This window comes from Streptomyces sp. NPDC059373, from assembly GCF_042751495.1.
Lineage (GTDB): Bacteria > Actinomycetota > Actinomycetes > Streptomycetales > Streptomycetaceae > Actinacidiphila.
The window spans coordinates 272231-291884 of the sequence record NZ_JBHYXC010000002.1 but is presented as its reverse complement, the minus strand read 5'-3'; the positions used below and the strand labels follow the sequence as shown (position 1 = coordinate 291884).

Annotated in this window: 18 protein-coding genes; 8 read left to right on the top strand and 10 right to left on the bottom strand. The window is 72.1% G+C overall.

Annotation, left to right across the window (positions count from 1 at the left end; genetic code table 11):
• Window positions 1-80: 80 nt before the first annotated feature.
• Complete coding sequence (locus ACFXJ5_RS05560) at window positions 81-563, top strand: ATP-binding protein (RefSeq protein WP_127354190.1); 483 nt, start codon at window positions 81-83, stop codon at window positions 561-563.
• Here ACFXJ5_RS05560 and ACFXJ5_RS05555 read toward each other — a convergent pair.
• On the bottom strand, window positions 555-788 hold the full coding sequence (locus tag ACFXJ5_RS05555; protein ID WP_127354189.1) for a DUF397 domain-containing protein: 234 nt from the start codon (window positions 786-788) through the stop codon (window positions 555-557). The genes ACFXJ5_RS05560 and ACFXJ5_RS05555 overlap by 9 nt on opposite strands.
• A gap of 402 nt (window positions 789-1190) precedes the next feature.
• On the opposite strand from ACFXJ5_RS05555, the gene metG reads away from it, so the two are divergent.
• Together metG and ACFXJ5_RS05545 are read left to right on the top strand one after the other, a co-directional pair.
• Entirely contained in the window at window positions 1191-2921 is a 1731-nt protein-coding gene (gene metG, locus ACFXJ5_RS05550) for a methionine--tRNA ligase (protein WP_384627231.1), read from the top strand.
• A 73-nt stretch (window positions 2922-2994) separates the two neighbouring features.
• The gene (locus ACFXJ5_RS05545; protein WP_384627229.1) at window positions 2995-5019 is read left to right on the top strand and encodes an autotransporter; all 2025 of its coding nucleotides are present in this window, start codon (window positions 2995-2997) and stop codon (window positions 5017-5019) included.
• A 334-nt stretch (window positions 5020-5353) separates the two neighbouring features.
• On the opposite strand, the gene corA is transcribed toward ACFXJ5_RS05545, so the two are convergent.
• The 3 genes from corA to ACFXJ5_RS05530 form a co-directional block, all read right to left on the bottom strand.
• On the bottom strand, window positions 5354-6469 hold the full coding sequence (gene corA / locus ACFXJ5_RS05540) for a magnesium/cobalt transporter CorA (RefSeq protein ID WP_384628327.1): 1116 nt from the start codon (window positions 6467-6469) through the stop codon (window positions 5354-5356).
• A 367-nt stretch (window positions 6470-6836) separates the two neighbouring features.
• Window positions 6837-7568, bottom strand: a complete 732-nt coding sequence (locus tag ACFXJ5_RS05535; protein ID WP_384627226.1) for a polysaccharide deacetylase family protein — start codon at window positions 7566-7568, stop codon at window positions 6837-6839.
• Window positions 7568-8929 (bottom strand): MGDG synthase family glycosyltransferase, encoded by a 1362-nt coding sequence (locus ACFXJ5_RS05530; RefSeq protein WP_384627224.1) that lies wholly within the window; start codon window positions 8927-8929, stop codon window positions 7568-7570. The genes ACFXJ5_RS05535 and ACFXJ5_RS05530 overlap by 1 nt, the downstream gene beginning before the upstream one ends.
• Before the next feature lie 181 nt (window positions 8930-9110).
• Here ACFXJ5_RS05530 and ACFXJ5_RS05525 point away from each other — a divergent pair, with 181 nt between their 5' ends.
• Window positions 9111-9497, top strand: a complete 387-nt coding sequence (locus ACFXJ5_RS05525; RefSeq protein WP_384627222.1) for a BlaI/MecI/CopY family transcriptional regulator — start codon at window positions 9111-9113, stop codon at window positions 9495-9497.
• A gap of 7 nt (window positions 9498-9504) precedes the next feature.
• Window positions 9505-10554 (top strand): M56 family metallopeptidase, encoded by a 1050-nt coding sequence (locus ACFXJ5_RS05520; protein WP_384627219.1) that lies wholly within the window; start codon window positions 9505-9507, stop codon window positions 10552-10554.
• Between the two features lie 268 nt (window positions 10555-10822).
• Here ACFXJ5_RS05520 and ACFXJ5_RS05515 read toward each other — a convergent pair whose 3' ends face one another.
• The 3 genes from ACFXJ5_RS05515 to ACFXJ5_RS05505 are packed head-to-tail and all read right to left on the bottom strand — an operon-like array spanning window position 10823 to window position 13406.
• A complete protein-coding gene (locus ACFXJ5_RS05515; protein WP_384627216.1) occupies window positions 10823-12049 on the bottom strand; it encodes a Tm-1-like ATP-binding domain-containing protein in 1227 nt (408 codons plus the stop codon).
• A gap of 47 nt (window positions 12050-12096) precedes the next feature.
• Window positions 12097-12825: a YoaK family protein gene (locus ACFXJ5_RS05510; protein WP_384627214.1), complete on the bottom strand. Its 729-nt coding sequence runs from the start codon at window positions 12823-12825 to the stop codon at window positions 12097-12099.
• An 11-nt stretch (window positions 12826-12836) separates the two neighbouring features.
• Window positions 12837-13406, bottom strand: coding sequence for a 2'-5' RNA ligase family protein (locus ACFXJ5_RS05505; RefSeq protein ID WP_384627211.1), 570 nt, complete (start codon window positions 13404-13406; stop codon window positions 12837-12839).
• A 102-nt stretch (window positions 13407-13508) separates the two neighbouring features.
• On the opposite strand from ACFXJ5_RS05505, the gene ACFXJ5_RS05500 reads away from it, so the two are divergent.
• Window positions 13509-14357, top strand: a complete 849-nt coding sequence (locus tag ACFXJ5_RS05500) for a patatin-like phospholipase family protein (protein ID WP_384627208.1) — start codon at window positions 13509-13511, stop codon at window positions 14355-14357.
• Window positions 14358-14415: 58 nt separating this feature from the next.
• On the opposite strand, the gene kstD is transcribed toward ACFXJ5_RS05500, so the two are convergent.
• Both kstD and ACFXJ5_RS05490 read right to left on the bottom strand, forming a co-directional pair.
• On the bottom strand, window positions 14416-16176 hold the full coding sequence (gene kstD, locus ACFXJ5_RS05495; protein ID WP_384627205.1) for a 3-oxosteroid 1-dehydrogenase: 1761 nt from the start codon (window positions 16174-16176) through the stop codon (window positions 14416-14418).
• Between the two features lie 154 nt (window positions 16177-16330).
• Window positions 16331-17743 (bottom strand): MFS transporter, encoded by a 1413-nt coding sequence (locus ACFXJ5_RS05490; protein WP_384627202.1) that lies wholly within the window; start codon window positions 17741-17743, stop codon window positions 16331-16333.
• A 137-nt stretch (window positions 17744-17880) separates the two neighbouring features.
• Here ACFXJ5_RS05490 and ACFXJ5_RS05485 point away from each other — a divergent pair, with 137 nt between their 5' ends.
• Window positions 17881-18771 (top strand): helix-turn-helix transcriptional regulator, encoded by an 891-nt coding sequence (locus tag ACFXJ5_RS05485; protein ID WP_384627200.1) that lies wholly within the window; start codon window positions 17881-17883, stop codon window positions 18769-18771.
• On the top strand, window positions 18768-19247 hold the full coding sequence (locus tag ACFXJ5_RS05480; protein ID WP_384627197.1) for a GNAT family N-acetyltransferase: 480 nt from the start codon (window positions 18768-18770) through the stop codon (window positions 19245-19247). Before ACFXJ5_RS05485 ends, ACFXJ5_RS05480 begins: the two co-directional genes overlap by 4 nt.
• Here the strand turns inward: ACFXJ5_RS05480 and ACFXJ5_RS05475 are convergent.
• Window positions 19216-19644, bottom strand: a complete 429-nt coding sequence (locus tag ACFXJ5_RS05475) for a glyoxalase superfamily protein (RefSeq protein ID WP_384627195.1) — start codon at window positions 19642-19644, stop codon at window positions 19216-19218. The genes ACFXJ5_RS05480 and ACFXJ5_RS05475 overlap by 32 nt on opposite strands.
• Between the last annotated feature and the right edge of the window lie 10 nt (window positions 19645-19654).

Sequence of the window (19654 nt, the reverse complement as noted above, 5' to 3'; positions counted from 1 at the left end):
CAAATGCACGTGCATCCGCCCTTGCATCGTCGGCGGCACATCGGAGACGATGAGGAACGTGCCGATACCGGGTGGTGCGCATGTGGACTGAGGGCGTGACAGTGTCCAAGCCGTTATGGAATGGACTGGTCTCTGAGCGGCTGTCATCGTCGAGCGCCACGTCCTGCGCGCTTCCGCCGAGGTACGACGCCGTGCGCGACGCGCGCCGCTTCACCCGTACGACCCTCCGCCACTGGCAGCTGGAAGCCATGCTGGACGGTGTCGAGTTGGTCGCTTCGGAACTTGTGACCAATGCGCTGCGCTATGCCGTGCCCGAGGAGGCCCCGGAGGGGGCGGTCCGGCTCAGTCTGGTCAGATGGTCAACTCGCGTCGTGTGCGCCGTCCGTGACCCGAGCAACTACGGGCCGGTCACCAAGGTCGCCGACTTCGTCGCCGAGTCCGGGCGCGGACTGCACCTCGTCCAGTCCTTCAGCGAGACCTGGGGCTGGCATCCCATCGGGGGTGCCGGAAAGGTCGTATGGGCCCTTTTCCGGCTGCCGGAATCGGAAGAACCATCACATTAGGTGATCGAACTCGCCGTCCTTGACGCCGAGAATCAGCGACTCGATCTCAGCTCGGGTATATATCAGCGCGGGCCCGTCGGGGAAGCGTGAATTCCGCACCGCGACATCACCATCGGGCAATGCCGCCATTTCCACGCAAGTGCCGTTTGCGTCGCTGTGCCGACTCTTCTGCCACACAACGCCCTGGAGCTCGGTCGCTGCCATGCCGTTAAACCTGTGGCGCATGTGACTCTCCAGGGAAACAGTGGGCGGGTGAACTGCGTTGTCAGATGGGGGAGATGATAACCACGAAAAAAATCCTGTGCATCTGCACGTGCATGCGCACGTGCGGTCACTGAGGGTGAACCCCCGCCGGAGGGGCCTCGGACACCTCGGACTCACCAGAACGCGGGCACCCGAAAAGACGCCCACAATGGCCACAACGGTTCACGCCGCGCGGAATCTCCCGCCCGGGCGCGGCTACCCCAGAAAGAATCAAGCAAACGGCGTCCATGACGGCCGGCCCTGCTGCACCGCGCGACCCGGAACCACCCGGGGGCGGACCGTTGGCCATTCCGGGTCGGATACGATATTGACGGTCCGTAGAGGAAATCCTCACCCACAGTAACTACTTGGGAGCAGCCGGCAATGGCTCGACACCTCATCACCAGCGCCCTTCCGTACATCAACGGGATCAAGCACCTGGGCAACATGGTGGGGTCCATGCTCCCGGCCGACGTCTACTCCCGCTATCTGCGCCAGCGCGGCCACGACGTCCTCTACATCTGCGCCACCGACGAGCACGGCACCCCCGCCGAGCTCGCCGCCAAGGAGGCCGGTCTGCCGGTCGCCGAGTTCTGCGCCCAGCAGCACGAGGCCCAGAAGGCCATCTACGACGGCTTCGCCCTCGCCTTCGACCATTTCGGCCGCAGCTCGTCGCAGCAGAACATCGAGATCACCCAGACCATCGCGCGCGAGCTCAAGTCCAACGGCTTCATCGAGGAACGCTCCATCCGCCAGGTCTTCTCCCTGGACGACGACCGCTTCCTCCCCGACCGCTACATCGTCGGCACCTGCCCGCACTGCGGCTACGACAAGGCCCGCGGCGACCAGTGCGAGAACTGCACCCGCGTCCTGGACCCGACCGACCTCATCAACCCCCGCTCCGCCATCAGCGGCAGCGACCGGCTCGAGGTCCGCGAGACCAAGCACCTCTTCCTGCTGCAGTCCAAGCTCGCCGACGAGGTCGAGGCCTGGGTCGACGAGCACGGCAAGGACTGGCCGGTCCTCGCGTCGTCGATTGCCCGCAAGTGGCTGAGCGAAGGCCTCCACGACCGCGCCATCACCCGCGACCTCGACTGGGGCGTCCCCGTCCCCGCCGACACCTGGCCCGAGCTGGCGGCCGAGGGCAAGGTCTTCTACGTATGGTTCGACGCCCCGATCGAGTACATCGGCGCGACGAAGGAGTGGTCGGACGCTGCGCCCGAGGGTGAGGTCCGGGACTGGAAGTCCTGGTGGTACGACGTGGACACCGACGTCCGCTACACCGAGTTCATGGCCAAGGACAACGTCCCCTTCCACACGGTCATGTTCCCGGCGACCCTGCTGGGCACCCGGGACAAGTGGAAGAAGGTCGACTACGTCAAGGCCTTCAACTGGCTGAACTACTACGGCGGCAAGTTCTCCACGTCCCAGCGGCGCGGCATCTTCACCGACGCCGCCCTGGAGCTGCTGCCCGCCGACTACTGGCGCTACTTCCTGATCGCCAACGCGCCCGAGTCCGACGACACCTCCTTCACCTGGGAGCACTTCGCCGCCACCGTCAACAAGGACCTGGCCGACACCCTCGGCAACTTCGTCAACCGGGTCCTGTCCTTCTCCCGCAAGCGCTTCGGCGACGAGGTCCCGGCCGGCCGCGCTGCCGGCGAGGCCGAGGCGAAGCTCGGCGAGCAGATCGCGCAGCTTCTCGCGGAGTACGAGGGTCACATGGAGACCCTGCAGTTCCGCAAGGCCGCGCAGGCGCTGCGTGCCCTGTGGAGCGCGGGCAACTCCTACCTGGAGGAGAAGGCCCCCTGGATGGAGATCAAGACCGACCAGGACGGCGCCGCGCTCACCCTCCGCACCGCGATGAACCTCATCCACCTCTACGCGGTCGTCTCCGAGCCCTTCATCCCCTCCAGCAGCCGCGCCATGCGCTCCGCCTTCGCCCTCCCCGACGACACCGCCGCCTGGGTCAGCGCCGACGAGGCCCGCGCCCTGTCCGCCGTCCCGGCGGGCACCGGCTTCACCGTCCCGCCGGTGCTCTTCGCGAAGATCACCGACGAGGACCTGGCGTCGTACGAGGAGCGGTTCGGAGGGGACCCCGAGAAGTCCGTGTGATCGCGCTGCCCCGCGCCGCGTCAGGGCCCGGGAAAAATGTGTTATCCCGTGCGGTCCCGTCCGTCTCCTGTACATGACGGCACGACGACGCGCGTTCACGACGACGACGGCCCTGGCCCTGCTGGCCGCGCCCCTGCTCGCACCCGGCACCGCGCAAGCGGCAGGCAGCGGGGACATCACGGCGGACATCCGGGCCAACCGGAATGTGACGCTGTCCGGGGACGCCGTGGTGAAGGTGCCGGGGGGCACGACCACGTACACAGGTGTCATCAGCGGTACGGGGACGCTCACCGTGCGCGGCAGCGGGACGCTGATCCTGACCAGGGACAGTGACTTCACGCTGCCGAAGGCGAGGCAGCGGCAGTCGGTGCGGGTGCTGGGGGGCAACCACCCGTACGCGACGGTCGGCAACGCGGACGCGCCGGCGATCACCGTGGAGCGGGGGGCGACGCTGCAGTACGGGACCGGCGGGGGGACGGGCCTGATCGGGCACTTTCCGTACAACACGCCGGGGTATCAGCAGAACCAGGACAACATCAGGGTCGACGGGACGCTGCGGCTGTCGCTGACGCGGGCGTTCAACCTGGGGATCATCAGCGGGTCGGGGCTGGTGACGCAGCCGCGCAACATGTGGGGGACGCTGCAGATCGCGAGCAGCAATCCCTTCTCCGGGGTGTTCGACAACGGCACCGGCGTGGCGTTCGGGGCGACCACCTACCCGGCGGCGCTGCCCAACGCGCGGAAGATCCTCAACCAGGGCTCGTGGATCATCGACACGCCGCTGAACCGGACGATCGTCCAGCGGCAGGTCTTCTACAACCGCGAGTACGGCAGCGACATCAACCTGCACTCGCGGCCCGGCAGCAAGGTCGTCCTGACCGGCTACTACAGCTGGAGCGACGGCGGCAGCGACACCGACCCGACGCTCAGCGACGCCTCCCTCAACTGGAAGCAGGTCGCGCACGACCTGAACAAGCGCGGTACGAACATCGAGGGCGCCAACGTCCAGTGGGGCGACGGGACGACGCACCAGATCTTCATGCCCGGCACCGCGAAGACGGTCTACATCAATCTGCACGAGGCGAGCGGGGTCCGCAGCAGGCTCGCCTTCGCCTACAACGGCCCCGTGACGCTGGGCGCCCCGATCGGCGGCGGCAGGTACCACGACACCCTGGCCGCGCCGGGCGCCGGGGACATCGTCATCACGTCCGTGCCCGGCAACGACGTGACCTTCGCGGCGGCGCAGTACTACGACGGCTCGACGACCATCGAGAAGGGCGCCACGCTCCACCTGGGCACAGGAAGGAGCGGCGGCGACGGCAGCCTCTACAAGGGCAGCCTCTACAAGGTCGTCGACGACGGCTCGCTGGTCGTACGGAATCGTACGAAGGCGCTGTCGCTGTCCCGCATCAGCGGCTCGGGCTCCTTCACGCAGGCGGGGGTGGCCCCGGTGACGCTGACCGGGGCGGTGAGCTACACCGGGGCGACGACCGTGTCGCAGGGGATGCTGACGCTGGCGGGCGCGAGCCTGAAGAGCAGCAGCGGCGTGCGGGTCACCGGGTCGGGGGCGGTGCTGGACCTGCGGCGGGCGGGGAAGCAGACCGTCCGGAATCTGAGCGTGGCCAAGGGCGGGACGCTGCGGCTCGGTTCGCAGCCGCTGACGGTGAGCGGGAAGGTGGAACTCGGCGGATCGGTCGAATTCGACCTGGAGCCCGCGAAAGTGCTGAAACTCGTCAACAATTCCGGAAAGGGCAAGGTCAGCGGTGTTTTCAGTGGCCTTCCCCAGAACGGGACCGTCACCGTGGCCGGGCAGGAATTCCACATCAGCTACACCGCCGGCGACGGCAACGACATCGCCCTGATCAAGGGCGTCGCGAAGAAGGAGCCGGCGGCCGGGGCCTCGGCCTCGGCGACGTCGGCCGCCTCGGCCGGCACCGACGCGACGACGACCGACGCCTCCGTCGGCACCACGGCCGCCGACGGCACCCCGCCGTGGCGGGCGGCGCTGTTCAGCCTGCTGGGCCTGGTCGGGGTGGGGTTGTACGTGGCCCGGCGGCAGCGGGGCGGTCGCAGGCGGAGTCGGCACGCCAGGAGTTGAGGACAGGTCAGGACGCGGGCGGGCCCAACTCCGGTTGCGGTACGGCGGTGAGAAGAAGTCTCATTTCCATTTCAGGGGCAACTCAAAATCGGTGCGTAATGTTTTCCGTGTCGAAGCCGATCCCTTGAAAGGGGAAAATCATGAGCCTGCGTATCGTCACCCCGGTTGCCAAGAAGAAGCCCGCCAAGAAGGTCGAGCCTCCGAAGCCGGTCGCCAAGAAGAAGCACAAGAAGGTCGTACACCGCCCCATCGGTGGCTGACGCCGACGCGTAGCGGTACCCGCACCTGAAAGGGCGGGCCGGCGGCTTCGGGCCGCCGGCCCGCCCGCCGGCGTTCAGAGCCAGCCGCGGCGCTTGAAGATCACGTAGAGGCCGCCGCAGACGACCGCCATGAGGAAGATGGCGAACGGGTAGCCGAATTCCCAGGCGAGCTCCGGCATGTGCCTGAAGTTCATCCCGTAGATCGTGCCGACGAGGGTGGGCGCGAAGAGGATGGCGGCCCAGGAGGAGATCCGCTTGATCTCCTCGTTCTGCTCGAAGCTGGCCTCGGTCAGCGCCTTCATCTCGGCGTTCTGCTGCTGCGCGACGAGCGTGGCGTTGACGGTGAGCATGTCGGACAGCGACTGCCGGAAGACGTCGACGCGCTCGATGGTGTGCAGGACGTGGTCCTGCACGTCCCGCAGGTTGCGCTGCAGCTCCTCGTCCGTGCGGTATTTGGCGAAGCCGGCCGTCAGCGCTTCGAGCATCGGGGCCAGCGGGCGGGTGGCGCGCTGGAACTCCAGGACCTCCTGGGACAGCTCGTAGATGCGCCGGGACACCTGCGGATCGCCGCCGAAGACCTGGATCTCGCTCTCGTCGATGTCGTTCTCGACGCCCGCGACGACCGGCGCATAGCCGTCGACCACCGTGTCGAGGATCGCGTACAGCACCGCCTCCGGGCCGAGTTTCAGCAGCTCAGGGCTTGATTCCATGCGGCGGCGGACGGTGGACAGATCCGGTGCCGAGCCGTGCCGCACGGTCAGGACGAAGCCGGGGCCGACGAAGATGTGCAGCTCGGCGAAGTCCACCTCCTCCGGGGCGTCCAGATAGCGGGCGGCCCGCAGCACCACGAAGAGCGTCTCGCCGTAGCGCTCCAGCTTGGGCCGCTGGTGTGCCTGGATCGCGTCCTCCAGGGCCAGCGGGTGCAGGTCGAACTCCTTCGCCAGCGAGACCAGCTCCGGCTCGCTCGGCCGGTACAGCCCGATCCACGCCATCGCGCCCGGCTCCTGCCGCAGCTGCGCGTACGCCTCCGCGAGCGTCGCCGGCGTGCTCACCCGCCGCCCGTCGCGGTACAGCGCCGCGTCGATGACGCTGCTCTGCGGCGCGTCCTCCTCCTCCGCGGGCTCCGGCACGGCAGCCGGCGCCGCGGGCGCGGGCTCGGCCACGATGCGGCGCTTCGCGGAGCTTTTCAGGGCGCGAAGGGCACGATTACGACGCTCGGACGACACCAGCGCAGCGTAACGCGCCAACAGGGTCGGAGGCAGTCCGTGCGCCGCCGACGGCACGGCCGTGCACAGCCCCACCGCCCGGGGCGCACCGCATAGGGACGGGATCTATGTTCCAGCCGGGGGCTACGGGACAAGGGTGTCGAGCGGGGCAGGAGCGCGGCTGCGACCGGAAATCCTTGATGGGGGTCCCCCCTGCTCGAGCGAAGCCGAGAGCTTGGGGGTGGGGGTACCTCCCGGCCGAAGGCTGGGGGAGAGCTACCGGGACTTTTGGCCAACGCCGCGTGCGTGCGTGCTGGGCGGTGCGACAGGGCAAAGCTTGCCGGGAGGGGCACTAGCCGTGTTCGCGCAACGGGCCTACGCACAGGCCGCGTTCGTCGCAGGTGTCGAGGAGACGCGGAAGGGCACCGAGGGTGTTCTGCCACGAGCCCGGTGCGGAGGTGCAGTCGGAGTCGTGGAGGAGGACGGTGCCGCCGCCGTGCAGGTCGGCGGTGACGGTGCGGTGGACGGAGTGCGGGGTGGCGCGGGCCCGCCAGTCCTCGCCCCAGCAGGTCCACAGGATCGGGGTCAGGTTCAGGCGGCGCGCGGACAGGTGGGCGGCGGTGGTCATCACACCGTACGGGGGCCGGAAGAGCGTCGGGGCCGTACCGGTGATCTCGCCGACGGTGTCGCGGGCGCGGGCCAGGTCGTCGTACGTGGCCCGGGGGCCGCGCAGCAGCAGCGGGCGGTGCTGCCAGCCGTGGATGGCGATCTCGTGCCCGGCGGCCGCCATCTCCCGTACGAGGTCCGGCGTACGGCGGGCGGCGCTGCCGAGGAGGAAGAAGGTGGCGTGGATCCGGCGCGCCTCCAACTGCCGCAGGAAGAACGGCGTGGAGAGCGGGTCGGGGCCGTCGTCGAAGGTCAGCGCGACGTGGTCGGTCCGGCCCTGCCCGGAGAGGCGGGGCATGACGCGGTTGCGCAGCGGTCCGAAGGTCGACAGGACCGGGGCCGCGTGCGCGGCGGCCAGGACGGGCAACGCCACGTACGCGGCCTTGCGGGCGGCGCGGAAGGCGCGGGAGGCATTCATCAGCGGGATCCTTCCGGTGACGGCGACGCCGGCGGGGGCGACACGCCGTCGTCGGAGTCCAGGGTGTGATGGATGGTACGCATCACCACGGGCCCCTGGTGGGTGGCGGCGATCCCGGTGCCGACCGCGCCGGCCCAGACGGCCCCTGCCATCGTGGCGGTGACGGCCAGCCGGCGAGCGGCCGTACGGCGGCGCGTGAGCCGCGGCAGGCGTGCGGGCGGCGGCGTGGGGCCGTCGGCCCGGTCGGACGGGACGGCCGTCTGGCCGCAGACGCGGATGATCTCGGCGGCGGGACCGCTGTCCGGGCCGGACGGGAAGAGGGCGAGGGCGGTCTCACGCTGGCGGAGGCCGAGGGGGCCTTCGAGAAGATCGGCGAGGACGGTCTTGAGGTCCTCCGGGTCGCGGATCCAGGTGGCGACGCCGGCCTCGTGGAGGGCGGCGGCGTTGGTCTGGCCGTGGCCGGGTATGCAGCGGTAGCTCGCCACGGGCAGGCCGGTGGCGAAGGCCTCCAGGGAGGTGAGGCCGCCCGCGTTCTGGACCAGGACGTCGGAGGCGTGCATGAGGCCGGGCATGTCGTCGACCCAGCCGTACGCGTGCTCGATACCGGCAGCTCTGAGCCGGTCGGCCAGCGCCTGGTTGTGGCCGCAGACCACCACCGGCACGGCGGCGCCGCTGTCCCGGATCTCCTCGGCGACCTGGCTGACCGGGCCCACGCCCCACGAACCGGCGACCAGCAGGGCCAGCGGGGCGGCGGGCGGGAGTCCGAAGCGGGACCTGGCCGCCTGCCGCTGCGCGGGTCCGGCCGGGGTGAAGCGGTGGCCCACCACGGGCCCGGACACGACGACCCGCGCCGCGCCCAGTGCCTCGGCCTGGTCGGCCGGTATGGCGTGGGCCGCGAGGTGGTGGTCCACGCCGGAGGCCACCCACAGGGGGTGGACGGAGAAGTCGGTGAGGTAGGTGACCACCGGCGCGGCCAGCCGGCCGCGACGTCGCAGCGCCCCCAGGATCTGCCCGGCCCCGGGGTAGGTCGAGACGACCGCGCGGGTGTCGGACGGCACCGCCCGCAGCACCCGGCTCTCCGCGCTGCGCATCACGGCGCGGCTTATCGGGCCGCTGCCTCCGGAGCGCTCGGTGGCCGCGTAGATCTTCTGGTAGGTCCACGGTGCGTAGGTCAGCAGCCGGTGGTAGCCGCCGCTGACGACGCGGCCCAGGCCTGCGGGCAGCAGGTCGAGCAGGTCGTGGCGGTCGACGGTGATTCCGGCGGCCGTGAGGCGGGCGGCGAGCTGTTCGGCGGCACCGTCATGGCCCGCCCCGACGCTCGCGGAGATGATCACGACACGGCCGTGGGGGCCTTGCGACACGAGCCTTCAGCCTCCGGACGTCGGTAAACGCTTCGCGCGCGGGAGTGCGACACGACAGAGGCGCTCACTCTACAACGTGTAGTTGTTGGGCTCGGGCCTCGATCGGATCACATTTCTACAAGGGGTAGTAGATTTAAGCCCCGCGATTGGGTGTCCCCGACGAGAAGGGCGGGTGTACGGGATGCAGGAGGCCGAAGACGCCGGTGCCGCCGGCCGCCGGCGTGCCCCCGGTCAGCTGGAGAGCAGCGTCCTGGCCGCTCTGTGGGCGGCCGAGGAACCGCTGACCGCCGCCCAGGTGAGGGAACGGCTGCCCGGCGACCTCGCCCAGACCACCGTCCTGACGATCCTGTTCCGGCTGTACGAGAAGGGCATGCTCACCCGGCGCCGCGCCGGCCGCGGCTACGCGTACGCCCCCGAACGGGACGAGGCCTCGCACACCGCCGGCCGCATGCGCTCGCTTCTGGACCAGGGATCGGACCGCGAGGCCGTGCTGTCGCGGTTCGTGTCCGAACTCTCGCCGGAGGACGAGCGGTTGCTTCAGCGGCTGCTCGGCGAGCACGACGGGTAGCGGCCCCTTGCGACTCAGCGTCTACGTCCCGTTCGCCGTCAGCGCGGTGCTCGCCGTGCTCGCGCCGCGGCTGGCCGTGCTCCTCCCGCCGCGCCGGGCGGCCTGGGCACTGGCCTGCGCCGCGCTGGTCACCGCGGTCGGCTGGCTGGTCGCGCTGGCCCTGCTGGCGTTCATCGCCGTCGCCCAGATCCCCGAGATCGCGGAGGAAGGCCCCTGGTCCGTCCAGGTGCTGCGGGCCGAGTCCCCGGTGTGGCTCAGCGCGGCCGTGGTGTGCGCCCTGGTGCTGCTCGCCGGGTGCGTGGCGCTGACCGTCACCGCCGCACGGCAGGTCCGCGCGGTGCGCCGGGTGCGCCGCGAGTGCCGCGAGCTGCCCGGTCACGGCGAACTCGCGGTGCTGGACGAGGCCGCCCCGGTGGCGTACGCGCTGCCCGGTGCGCCCGGCCGCATCGTGGTCACCCGGGGCATGCTGCGGTGCCTCGACCCCGCCGAGCGGGAGGCCCTGCTGGCGCACGAACGGGCCCATCTGCGCGGCCGCCACTACCTGTTCCAGGCCGGCTGGCGGCTCGCCGCCGCCGCGAACCCGCTGCTGCGGCCGCTGGCCACCGCGGGCGACTTCGTCCTGGAGCGCTGGGCCGACGAGCAGGCCGCGGCCACCGTCGGCGACCGTTCGGTGGTCGCCCGTGCCGTCGCCCGGGCCGCCCTCGCCTCCGCCGCCGCCGGCCCCGGCCGTGCCCCCGGCCTGCCCGCCGCCCTGGCCATCGACGGCGGAGCCGTGCCCCGTCGGGTACGCGCGCTGCTCGACCCACCGCCCCGGCGGCGGCTGGCTCCGCTGCTCGCGGGCGGCCTCCTGCTCATCGCCTGCTGCGTCAGCCTCGCCGAAGCCACCTCGGACAGCGAGCACATGGTCGAGACGGCCATGCGCGCGGCCTGCGCCCCGGCGCACGGCGAACCCGCCCCCGCCGGCCTGACGCACGAGGCGCCCGCCAGGCCGTGCGGGCACGGGGACCACGACGGGGACGACGCCTTCCACCCCGCACACAACATCAAGCCCGGCTGACAGTCATCCCGGGGCGCGCGACGCCGCTTCAGGGCGGGGTGCATCTGTCGGTGTTGGCGGCGTACCTGGTGTTGGCGGTCAGCCCGTGAGGCCCTGCGGGTCGCCTACTCGGGCCTGGCCGCCGAGCCCGAGGGAGCGGTGCGAGGTCGGCGTGGAGGATGGGGTCCACATCCTCGACCTCGCCGTCGGCTCCGCCATGGCCGGCACCTCACCGTCCTCGCCCTGGACGGTCATCACCGGGCGCGCCGCGGCGTATTGGTGTTGGCGGTCAGCCCGTGATCATGGTGTGGAGGCGGTTCGCGGCGGCGTGGGCGAAGGCGGGGTCGTTGATGTGGGTGTCGTATTCGAGGAGTTCGACGGTGCTGTCGCGGAGGCCGTCGCGGAGGGCGTGGAAGAGGGTGGCGTCGACGACGGGGTCGTGGTAGATGCCGCCGGGTTCGCCGAGGGTGGAGAGGCCGCGGAGGGGAAGGCAGAGGGCGGTGGGGCCGGTGGCGGCGCGGAGTTTGGCGGCGATGCCACGGCCGAGGTGGGCGGATTCGGAGGCGGTGGTGCGGATGACGGTGACGGAGGGGTTGTGGACGAGGACGTGGCGGTCGCGGAAGCGTTCGGGGAGGGAGGCGAGGGGGCCGAACTTGACCATGTCGAGGGCGCCCGGGCTGACGACCTGGGGGAGGCCGTGGCGGCCGGCGGTGCGGAGGCGGTCGGGGCCGGAGCCGAAGTGGCCGCCCACGAGGTCGTCGGCGAGTTCGCTGAGGGTGAGGTCGAGGACCCCGGCGAGCAGACCCTGCCCGGCGAGGGCCTCCATGGAGCGGCCGCCGGGGCCGACGGTGTGGAAGACCAGCACCTCGTAGCCGAGTTCGGTGAGCCGCTCGCGGGCCGCGTCGACGCAGGGGGTGGTCACGCCCGCCATGGTCGCGGCGACCAGGGGCCTGCCGTCGACGGGCGGCGGTGCGGCGGACGCGGCCGCGTAGCCCTTCGCCATCCCGGCGATCGCGTCGGCGGCGTTGGCGAGGATCGGCGCCGACACCCGGTTGATCCCGGCGATGTCGACGACGCTGTACATCATCGCGATGTCGGTCGTCCCGACGTACGGCGAGACATCCCCGGCCGCCATCGACGACACCATCAGCTTCGGCACCCCCAGCGGCAGCGCCCGCATCGCCTGCGTCGCGATCGACGTCCCCCCGCTCCCGCCGAGCGCCAGCACCCCGTGCAGCCTGTGCTCCGCATGCAGCCGCCGTACGACCTCCTCGGCGCCCCGCGCCATCTCGGTGACCGCCGAGCCCCGGTCGCCCCCGGCCCGCAGGCTGCGCAGGTCGGTGCCGGCGGCGCGGGCGACCTCGGCGCGCGGGATGTCGGCGGCGATGCGTGGCTCACCGGCGACCCCGGCGTCGATGACGAGGACGTCGACGCCGCTCCGCAGGAGGCGGTCACGTAACCAGCCGTACTCCACACCTTTGGTGTCCAGCGTTCCCACGAGCGCAACCACCGGCATGACACGTAGTGTTCGTCGGATTATCGGACGTGACAAGACCGCCCGCGCTAGGCCGGGTCGACCCACGCGCCCCTGGAGCGAGCCAGCGCGTAAGCCACCCCCACGGTCACCGCGAGCATCGCCACCGCCAGCAGCAACGGCAGCGCCGACCAGCCCCGCAGCGCCGCGGTGGCCCCCAGCAGAGCGCCGACGAAGAGCGCGGCGGTGGCCAGCAGCCGGCGGGCCGTACGCACGCCGGAGGACTCCGGTGCCTCGGCTGCCAGCCCGGTGAGCGTCATCGTGAGCACGGTGGTCGTCAGGTCCGGTACCGCCAGCGACCGGGCCAGGGCGTTCTGGACCCCCATGGCCAGCCCGAGCAGCGCGATCAGCAGATACAGCGCGGACCCCCGGTACGGCGCCCGGCCCACCCCCGCCGCCACCAGGCCCCCCGCGACCAGCACCGTGTGCAGCGTGAGCGCGGCCCGCAGCATCCGCCCCCGGTGGTCCCGGAAACGGTGCGTGACCCGGCCCCCCGCCAGCGCCCCGACCAGGAACGCCCCCAGCGCGAGAAGCGAGGCGATCACGGAGAAGCCGGCCGCGCCGGCGGTGGCGAAGGCGATGAAGACGATGTTGCCGGTCATGTTGGCCACGAAGACATGGCCCAGGGACAGATAACTGAACGCGTCGACGAGCCCCGTGACCACGGTCAGCACCAGCAGCACCGGCGGCAGCGGCCCATGCCGCTGATCGCGGCCGGGCACGAGGACGGTCCACACGGCGCGCAGCAGGTTGGGCATGTGACGAGCTTTCACGTCGGCGTGACCGGGCGGGCGCAGACACGCGGTGCGGCCGCGCCGAGGGCGAACTCGGTGTGGTCGTGCCAGGTCGCCCCGTCCGAGACCATCAGGTGGACGGAGCTGATGTGTGCGGTGAGCGGGAGCGCGGGTGCGAGGGCCGCTTCGACGGCGTCGTAGACGTGGGGCGGCCGGCCGGAGGCGACGGTGAGGTGGGGGATGACGTCGGGGAAGCGGCCCTGGTGAGGCGGCGCTTCGGGCCAGCGGGCGGCGATGGCCGCGGTGAGCGCGCGCAGCGGCTCGGCGGGGACGGGGGAGAGCCAGAGGGCGTCGGGGAAGCGGCCGAAGTCGGTGAAGGTGAGGTCGACGGGCTGGTGGGCGGCCATGAGGTCGCGGAGGGTGCCGAGGGTGCCGGGCGTGAGGCGGCTTGCGCTGAGATACGGGTACAGGACGGTGATGTGGGCCGGGAGCCCGGCTGCGGCGGAGGCGTCGTGGTGGAGCCGGTGCGGTCCGACGACGGGGTCGGCCTCGGGGACCTTGGCGAGGACGATGGTCTGGCCACGGGGGCGGCGGGAGCCGGTCATGCGGGGATCATGCCCGTAAGTGGGCGGAGCGGCACCGGGATTGTCGGTGGGCGCTCGTATGGTTGGCAGGACTCGTACGGCCGGACTCTGGGGAGCTGTGGGATGACGATGACGCGGGCACTCGTGCTGGGCGGGGGCGGGCTGGCCGGGATCGCCTGGGAGACGGGCGTGCTGGCCGGACTGGCGGAGGAGGGCGTCGACGTGCCGGCGACGGCCGACCACGTCGTGGGTACGTCGGCCGGTGCGGCGGTCGCGGCGCAGCTGGCGAGCGGGCTGACGCTGCCGGAGCTGTTGGCGCGGCAGACCGATCCCGCGCTGCAGAACGAGGAGTTGGCGCCGTCCGGGACGTCCGTCGCGGAGGTGCTGGAGCTGTGGGCCAAGCTGGTCGCCGAGCACACCGATCCGTTGGAGCTGCGGCGCGGGATCGGCGCGCTCGCGCTGGGCGCCACCACGGTGCCCGAGGCCGCCCGGCTCGAGGTGATCGCCCGACGGCTCCCCCGGCACGACTGGCCTGAGGACCGGCCGCTGACCCTGGTGGTCGTCGACGCCCGCACGGGCGGTACGCGGCTGTTCGACCGGCACTCCGGGGTCGGGCTGGTGGAAGCGGTCGCCGCGAGCTGCGCCGTCCCCGGCATCTGGCCGCCGGTGCCGATCGGCGGCGCCCACTACGTCGACGGGGGCGTCCGCACCTCCAACAACGCCGACCTGGCCGCCGGACACGACCGCGTCCTCGTCCTGGCCCCGATGGCCGATCCGGCCCTGGAGGCCGAGATCGCCGGCCTGCGCCGGACCGCCCGGGTCGCCGTCATCACGCCGGACGACGCCTCGGCGGCCGCCTTCGGCATCGACCCGCTGGCCCCGGCGGTGCGTACGCCCGCCGCCCACGCCGGGCTCGCGCAGGGGCGGCGGGAGGCGGCCGCGGTGGGCGAGGTGTGGGCCCGGGAGACCTGAGGCGGCCGGACACGCGCTGGGCCGGCCCCAGCCAGACCTAGCCAGATCTGGGCCGGCCCTAGGCCTGGTCCGCGATGTCGTTGGCGGCGATGTAGCCGAAGGTCATGGCGGGGCCGATGGTGGAGCCCGCGCCGGCGTAGCTATGGCCCATCACGGCGGCGCTGGCGTTGCCGGCGGCGTAGAGGCCGGGGATGACGGTGCCGTCGGGGCGCAGGACGCGGGCGCGGGGGTCGGTGAGGAGGCCGCCCTTGGTGCCGAGGTCGCCGGGGACGATGCGGAAGGCGTAGAAGGGGGCGAGCCAGAGGGGGGCGAGGCAGGAGTCGGGGAGGACGGCGGGGTCGGTGTAGTAGTGGTCGTAGACGCTGTCGCCGCGGTGGAAGTCGGGGTCCTCACCGGTCGCCGCGAGGGAGTTGAAGCGGGCGACGGTGGCGCGCAGGGTCGCCCGGGGGAGGCCGGTGGCGTCGGCGAGGGCGTCGAGGGTCCAGGCCTTCCTGACGGCGCCGGAGGTGTACCAGGCGTCGGGGAAGGCCAGGGTCGGGGAGACGTCCTTGAAGAGGTACCGGTTGCGGTAGTTCTGGTCGACGATCAGCCAGGCGGGGATGTCGGGGTCGGCCGGATTCCGGTCGTACATCGTGTGCACGACATCGCTGTACGGGGCCGCCTCGTTGACGAAGCGCCGGCCGGCCGCGTTGACCATGAGGCCGCCGGGGAGGGTGCGTTCGGCCAGGCAGAAGTAGGGCTGGTCGGGGAGTGGGATGGCGGGGCCCCACCAGGCGTCGTCCATGAGGGCGAGCGCGGCGCCGGCCCGCTCACCGGCCTGGATGCCGTCGCCGGTGTTCTCCTTGGCCCCGACCGTCCAGTCGGTGCCGATCGGCTGCCGCTGGTACTGCGTGCGCATCGCCGCGTTGTGCTCGAAGCCCCCGGAGCCGACGACCACCCCGTGCCGGGCCCGTACGAGCCCGGTCGCGCCGTCCCTGGTCACCACCACGCCGGTCACCTTGCCGTCCTCGGCGTACAGATCGGTCAGCGGCGTGTTCAGCCACACCGGCACCCCGGCCGCCAGCAGCCCCGCCCGTAGCCCGCCCGCCAGCGCCTGCCCCATGGTCAGCGGCTTCTGGCCCAGCAGCGCGGCCTTGGTGCCCCGCGCCAGGCATTCGGTGGCCACCGCCAGGCCCTTGGCGCTGACCAGGGACAGGGTGAGCCATTTGTAGTCGGCGCTGAAGACGACCATTCCGGCGGGGACGGCCATGTACGGCGGGTTGAGGTTGGCCAGTTCCGTGCCCAGGACGTTGCCGTCCAGCTGGTCCGGCTCCATGGAGCGGCCGTTCGGCATCCCGCCGGCGAGCTCGGGATAGTAGTCGCTGTACCCCTCCATCCACCGGAAGCGCAGCGGGCTGTTCGCCATCACGAACGAGATCATCGCCGGCCCGTGGTCCAGGAACGCCTGCTGCCTGGCCTGCGGCACATCGCCCCCCACGACCGCCGCGAGATACGTCGCCGCCTTCGCCGCGGTGTCCGCCACCCCGGCCGCCAGGATCACCTCGTTGCACGGCACCCAGATCCCCGCTCCCGACCGCGCCGCCGAACCCCCGTACGTGGCCGCCTTCTCGACCACCACACAGCTCAGCCCCCGCTTGGCCGCCGCCAGCGCCGCCGTCATCCCCGCCGCCCCGGCGCCGACCACGACCACGTCGTACGTACCGAGCGACGGCACATCGGCCGCGTACGCCTCGCCTGCGCGGCTCCCGAGCAGGAGCCCGGCACCGGTGCCGGCACCGGCCATGACCACGTGACGGCGGGAAGGGGGTCTTACGGGCATGGCGACGCTCCGGAGGCTGGAAGCTGATGGGGCGTCAGGAATGTTGCTCGGGGATCATGTGAAGTCAAGAGAGGTCGGCGGCCGAAGCGTCGACGGGGCCGCCGAGTGCGGCACGGGCCCGCGGCGGCTCCCGGATGCGTCGCAGCGCGTGCTGTCAGGAGCGCTTGCGCAGGCCCAGCGCCGCGCCGGCCGTCACCAGGAGCAGCAGCGCGGAGGTCAGCAGGCTCACGTGCAGGCCGTGGACGAAGGTGGCCTGGTGGGAGACCAGGGCGCCGAAGGCGGCGACGGCGAGGGCGCCGCCGGTCTGGCGGCCGGCGTTGAGGACGCCGCCCGCCATGCCGGCGCGGTCGGCGGGGAGGTCGCCGAGCATGGCGGCGGTGAGGGAGGGGACGGCGAAGCCGAGACCGAGGCCGAGCGGGACCAGGAGGAGGGCCAGCAGGAGATGGCCCGTACCGGCGTCGATGCCGGTGGCGAGCAGGCCCAGCAGGCCGAGGGCGCAGACGAGCTGGCCGGCCGCGATGGGCACGCGGGGGCCGAAGCGCGTGGCGGCCTTGGCGGAGGCGATGTTGGCACCGGCGACCAGGGCGGTCATCGGCAGGAACATCAGGCCGGCGGCCACCGCGGACTGGCCCAGGACCTGCTGGAAGAAGAGGCTGAGGACGAACACGACCCCGTAGAACGCCGCGTTGACCGCGAAGCCGATCGCCAGGCAGATCGTGGCCGTACGCGACCGGAACAGGCTCAGCGGCACCATCGGGTCGGCCACCCGGGCCTCGGTCAGGACGAAGCCGGCCATCGCCACCCCGGCGACCAGCAGGGCGCCCCAGGCGGCCGGGGTGCCGAAGCCGGAGGCGCCGCCCTCGATCACCCCGAAGGTCAGGGCGCCCAGCGCGATCACGGCGGTCAACTGGCCCAGCGGGTCGAGCGACGCCGCCCGGCGCGGCGAGCGCGGGACGCGGGCCAGCACGGCCAGCGTGATCAGCCCGACCGGCAGGTTCAGGAAGAAGATCGACCGCCAGCCCAGCGAGCTGGTGAGCGCCCCGCCGAACACCGGCCCGGCGGCCGTCGAGACCGCGCCGCCGACCGTCCACAGGGCGATGGCCCGGCCGCGCTCGGCGGCGTCGGGGAAGGCCTGGCGGACCAGGGCCAGCGAGGACGGCAGCATGACGGCCGCCGCGCTGCCCTGGAGCAGCCGGGCACCGATCAGCGGGCCGAGGGCGGGCGCCAGGCCGCAGATCGCGGAGGCGGCGGTGAAGACGGCGAGCCCGGTGGCGAAGACCCGGTTGGCGCCGAGCCGGTCCGAGAGCGCGCCGGCGGACAGCAGCAGGGCCGCGAACATCAGCGTGTACGCGTCCACGATCCACTGCAGCCCGGCCGTCGAACCGCCGAGGGTCCGCCCGATCCCGGGCAGGGCGACGTTCACGGCGGAGGCGTCCAGGCCGATCACGAAGAAGCCCAGCAGTGCCGCGCCGAGGACAACGGCGGCCGGTACGCGGGGCGGTTCGGGCCGTACCGGGGCCGGGGTGGTGCCTGACGTCCGTACGGCCCCTGTGGTGGTCGAGGTCATTGCCGTCCCTCCGGGTTTGGGTACGACCAAGGCTGGCCGCTTACGCACGGCACAGGCAGACCGCGTTTTTCCGGGGTGTGACAGGGCCCCCCAAACCGGTTGCCCGGGCCCCGGGCCCACGGGAGACACTGGACGGCATGACGAGCGAGCAGACCGAGCTGGGACGATTCCTGCGGGCCCGCAGGGAAGGGGTCCGGCCCACCGACGTGGGGCTGCCGACCGGCACCCGCGTCCGCCGCACGCCGGGGTTGCGCCGGGAGGAGATCGCCGCCCTCGCGGGCGTCAGCATCGACTACTACACCCGGCTGGAGCGCGGCAAGGAGACCCGCCCCAGCCCCGCCGTCGTCGACGCCCTCGGCGACGCGCTCCGCCTCGACGACGAGGAACGCGCCTACCTCCGCGACCTCGCCGCCCAGGCCGCCCGCCGCGCCCCCGAACCGCGCCGGGCGCCCTCGCGGACCGTACGGCCCACCGTGCAGCAGCTCCTGGAGACGCTGCGGCCCAACCCGGCGTACGTCGTGAGCCGCACCAACGACCTCCTGGCCGCCAACCCGGCCGGACTGCGCCTGGTGCACGGCATGGCCGACTGGCCCGCCCGGCAGCGCAACACGATCCGCTACACCTTCCTCCACCCCGAAGCCCGCGACCTGTGGCCCGACTGGGAGCAGAAGGCCAAGGGCTGCGTCGCCCAGCTCCGCGCCGTCGCCGGCTCCGACCCGGACGCGCCGGACCTGGCGGCGCTGGTCGGCGAACTCATCGTCAAGAGCCCGGACTTCAACCGGCTGTGGGAGCGCTACGAGGTACGGGCCATCGGCGACGGCTCGAAGACCTTCCTGCACCCGGTCGTCGGCACCATGACCCTCACCCACGAGGTCATGACCCTCAACCGCACCGACGGACAGCGCCTCGTCATCTACATGGCACCGGCCGGCACCCCTGACCACGACGCGATGACGCTCCTCGATCTCACCGCCCCCGACGTGGTGAGCGAAGTCGGCGAACGGACCGGAAGCATGGGCCCGCGATGATCCGAGCCGCCCGCCCCGACGAGGCCGGGCTCCTGACCGACCTCGCTCTGCGCTCCAAGGCCCACTGGGGTTACGACGAGGCCTTCATGGCCGCCTGCCGGGACGAGCTGACCGTCTCGCCGCAGGAGATCGCCCTTCACCGGACCATGGTGGCGGAGCGCGAGCACGACGGCCGCGTCAGTGTCATCGGGTTCAGCACCTTGGAGGGCGAGCCGCCGGAAGGCGCCGTCGGCATGATGTTCGTCGATCCGACGGCCATCGGGCAGGGCTTCGGCCGCCTGCTCTTCGAGCACCTCCTCGCCACGGCCCGCGACACCGGCTTCAGGCGCCTGACCATCGACGCCGACCCGAACGCGGAGCCCTTCTACCGGGCGATGGGCGCCGTACGCATCGGGGAGACGCCGTCCGGCTCCGTCCCCGGGCGGGTGCTGCCGCTGCTGGCCGTCACGACGGGGACGCCGAAGCCTTCCAGTTGACCTCCTGGACCATCCAGGTGTTGCCGTCGGGGTCGGCGAAGCCGAGGAAGGAGTTGTAGTCGCTGCGCTCGGGGTGCGGGCCCGCGGCCTGCTTGCCGGCGTCGAAGTGGAAGATCTCGCCGACGTCGGTGCCGCGTCCGACGAGCTCGGCACGCGCCGCCTCGATGTCGGTGACCACCAGGTGCAGGCCGCGTACCGATCCGGGCTCGGCGTCGGTGACGCCGGTGCCGATGGTGATCGAGCAGGCAGAGCCCGGAGGATCCAGCTGGACGACGCGGAAGTCGTCGCCGGCGCGGTGGTCGACGTGCACATCGAAGCCCATTTTCTCGGTGTAGAAGGCCTTGGCGCGATCCACGTCGGAGACGGGCAGGATGACGAGTTCGAGCTTCCAGTCCATGGTGCGATCT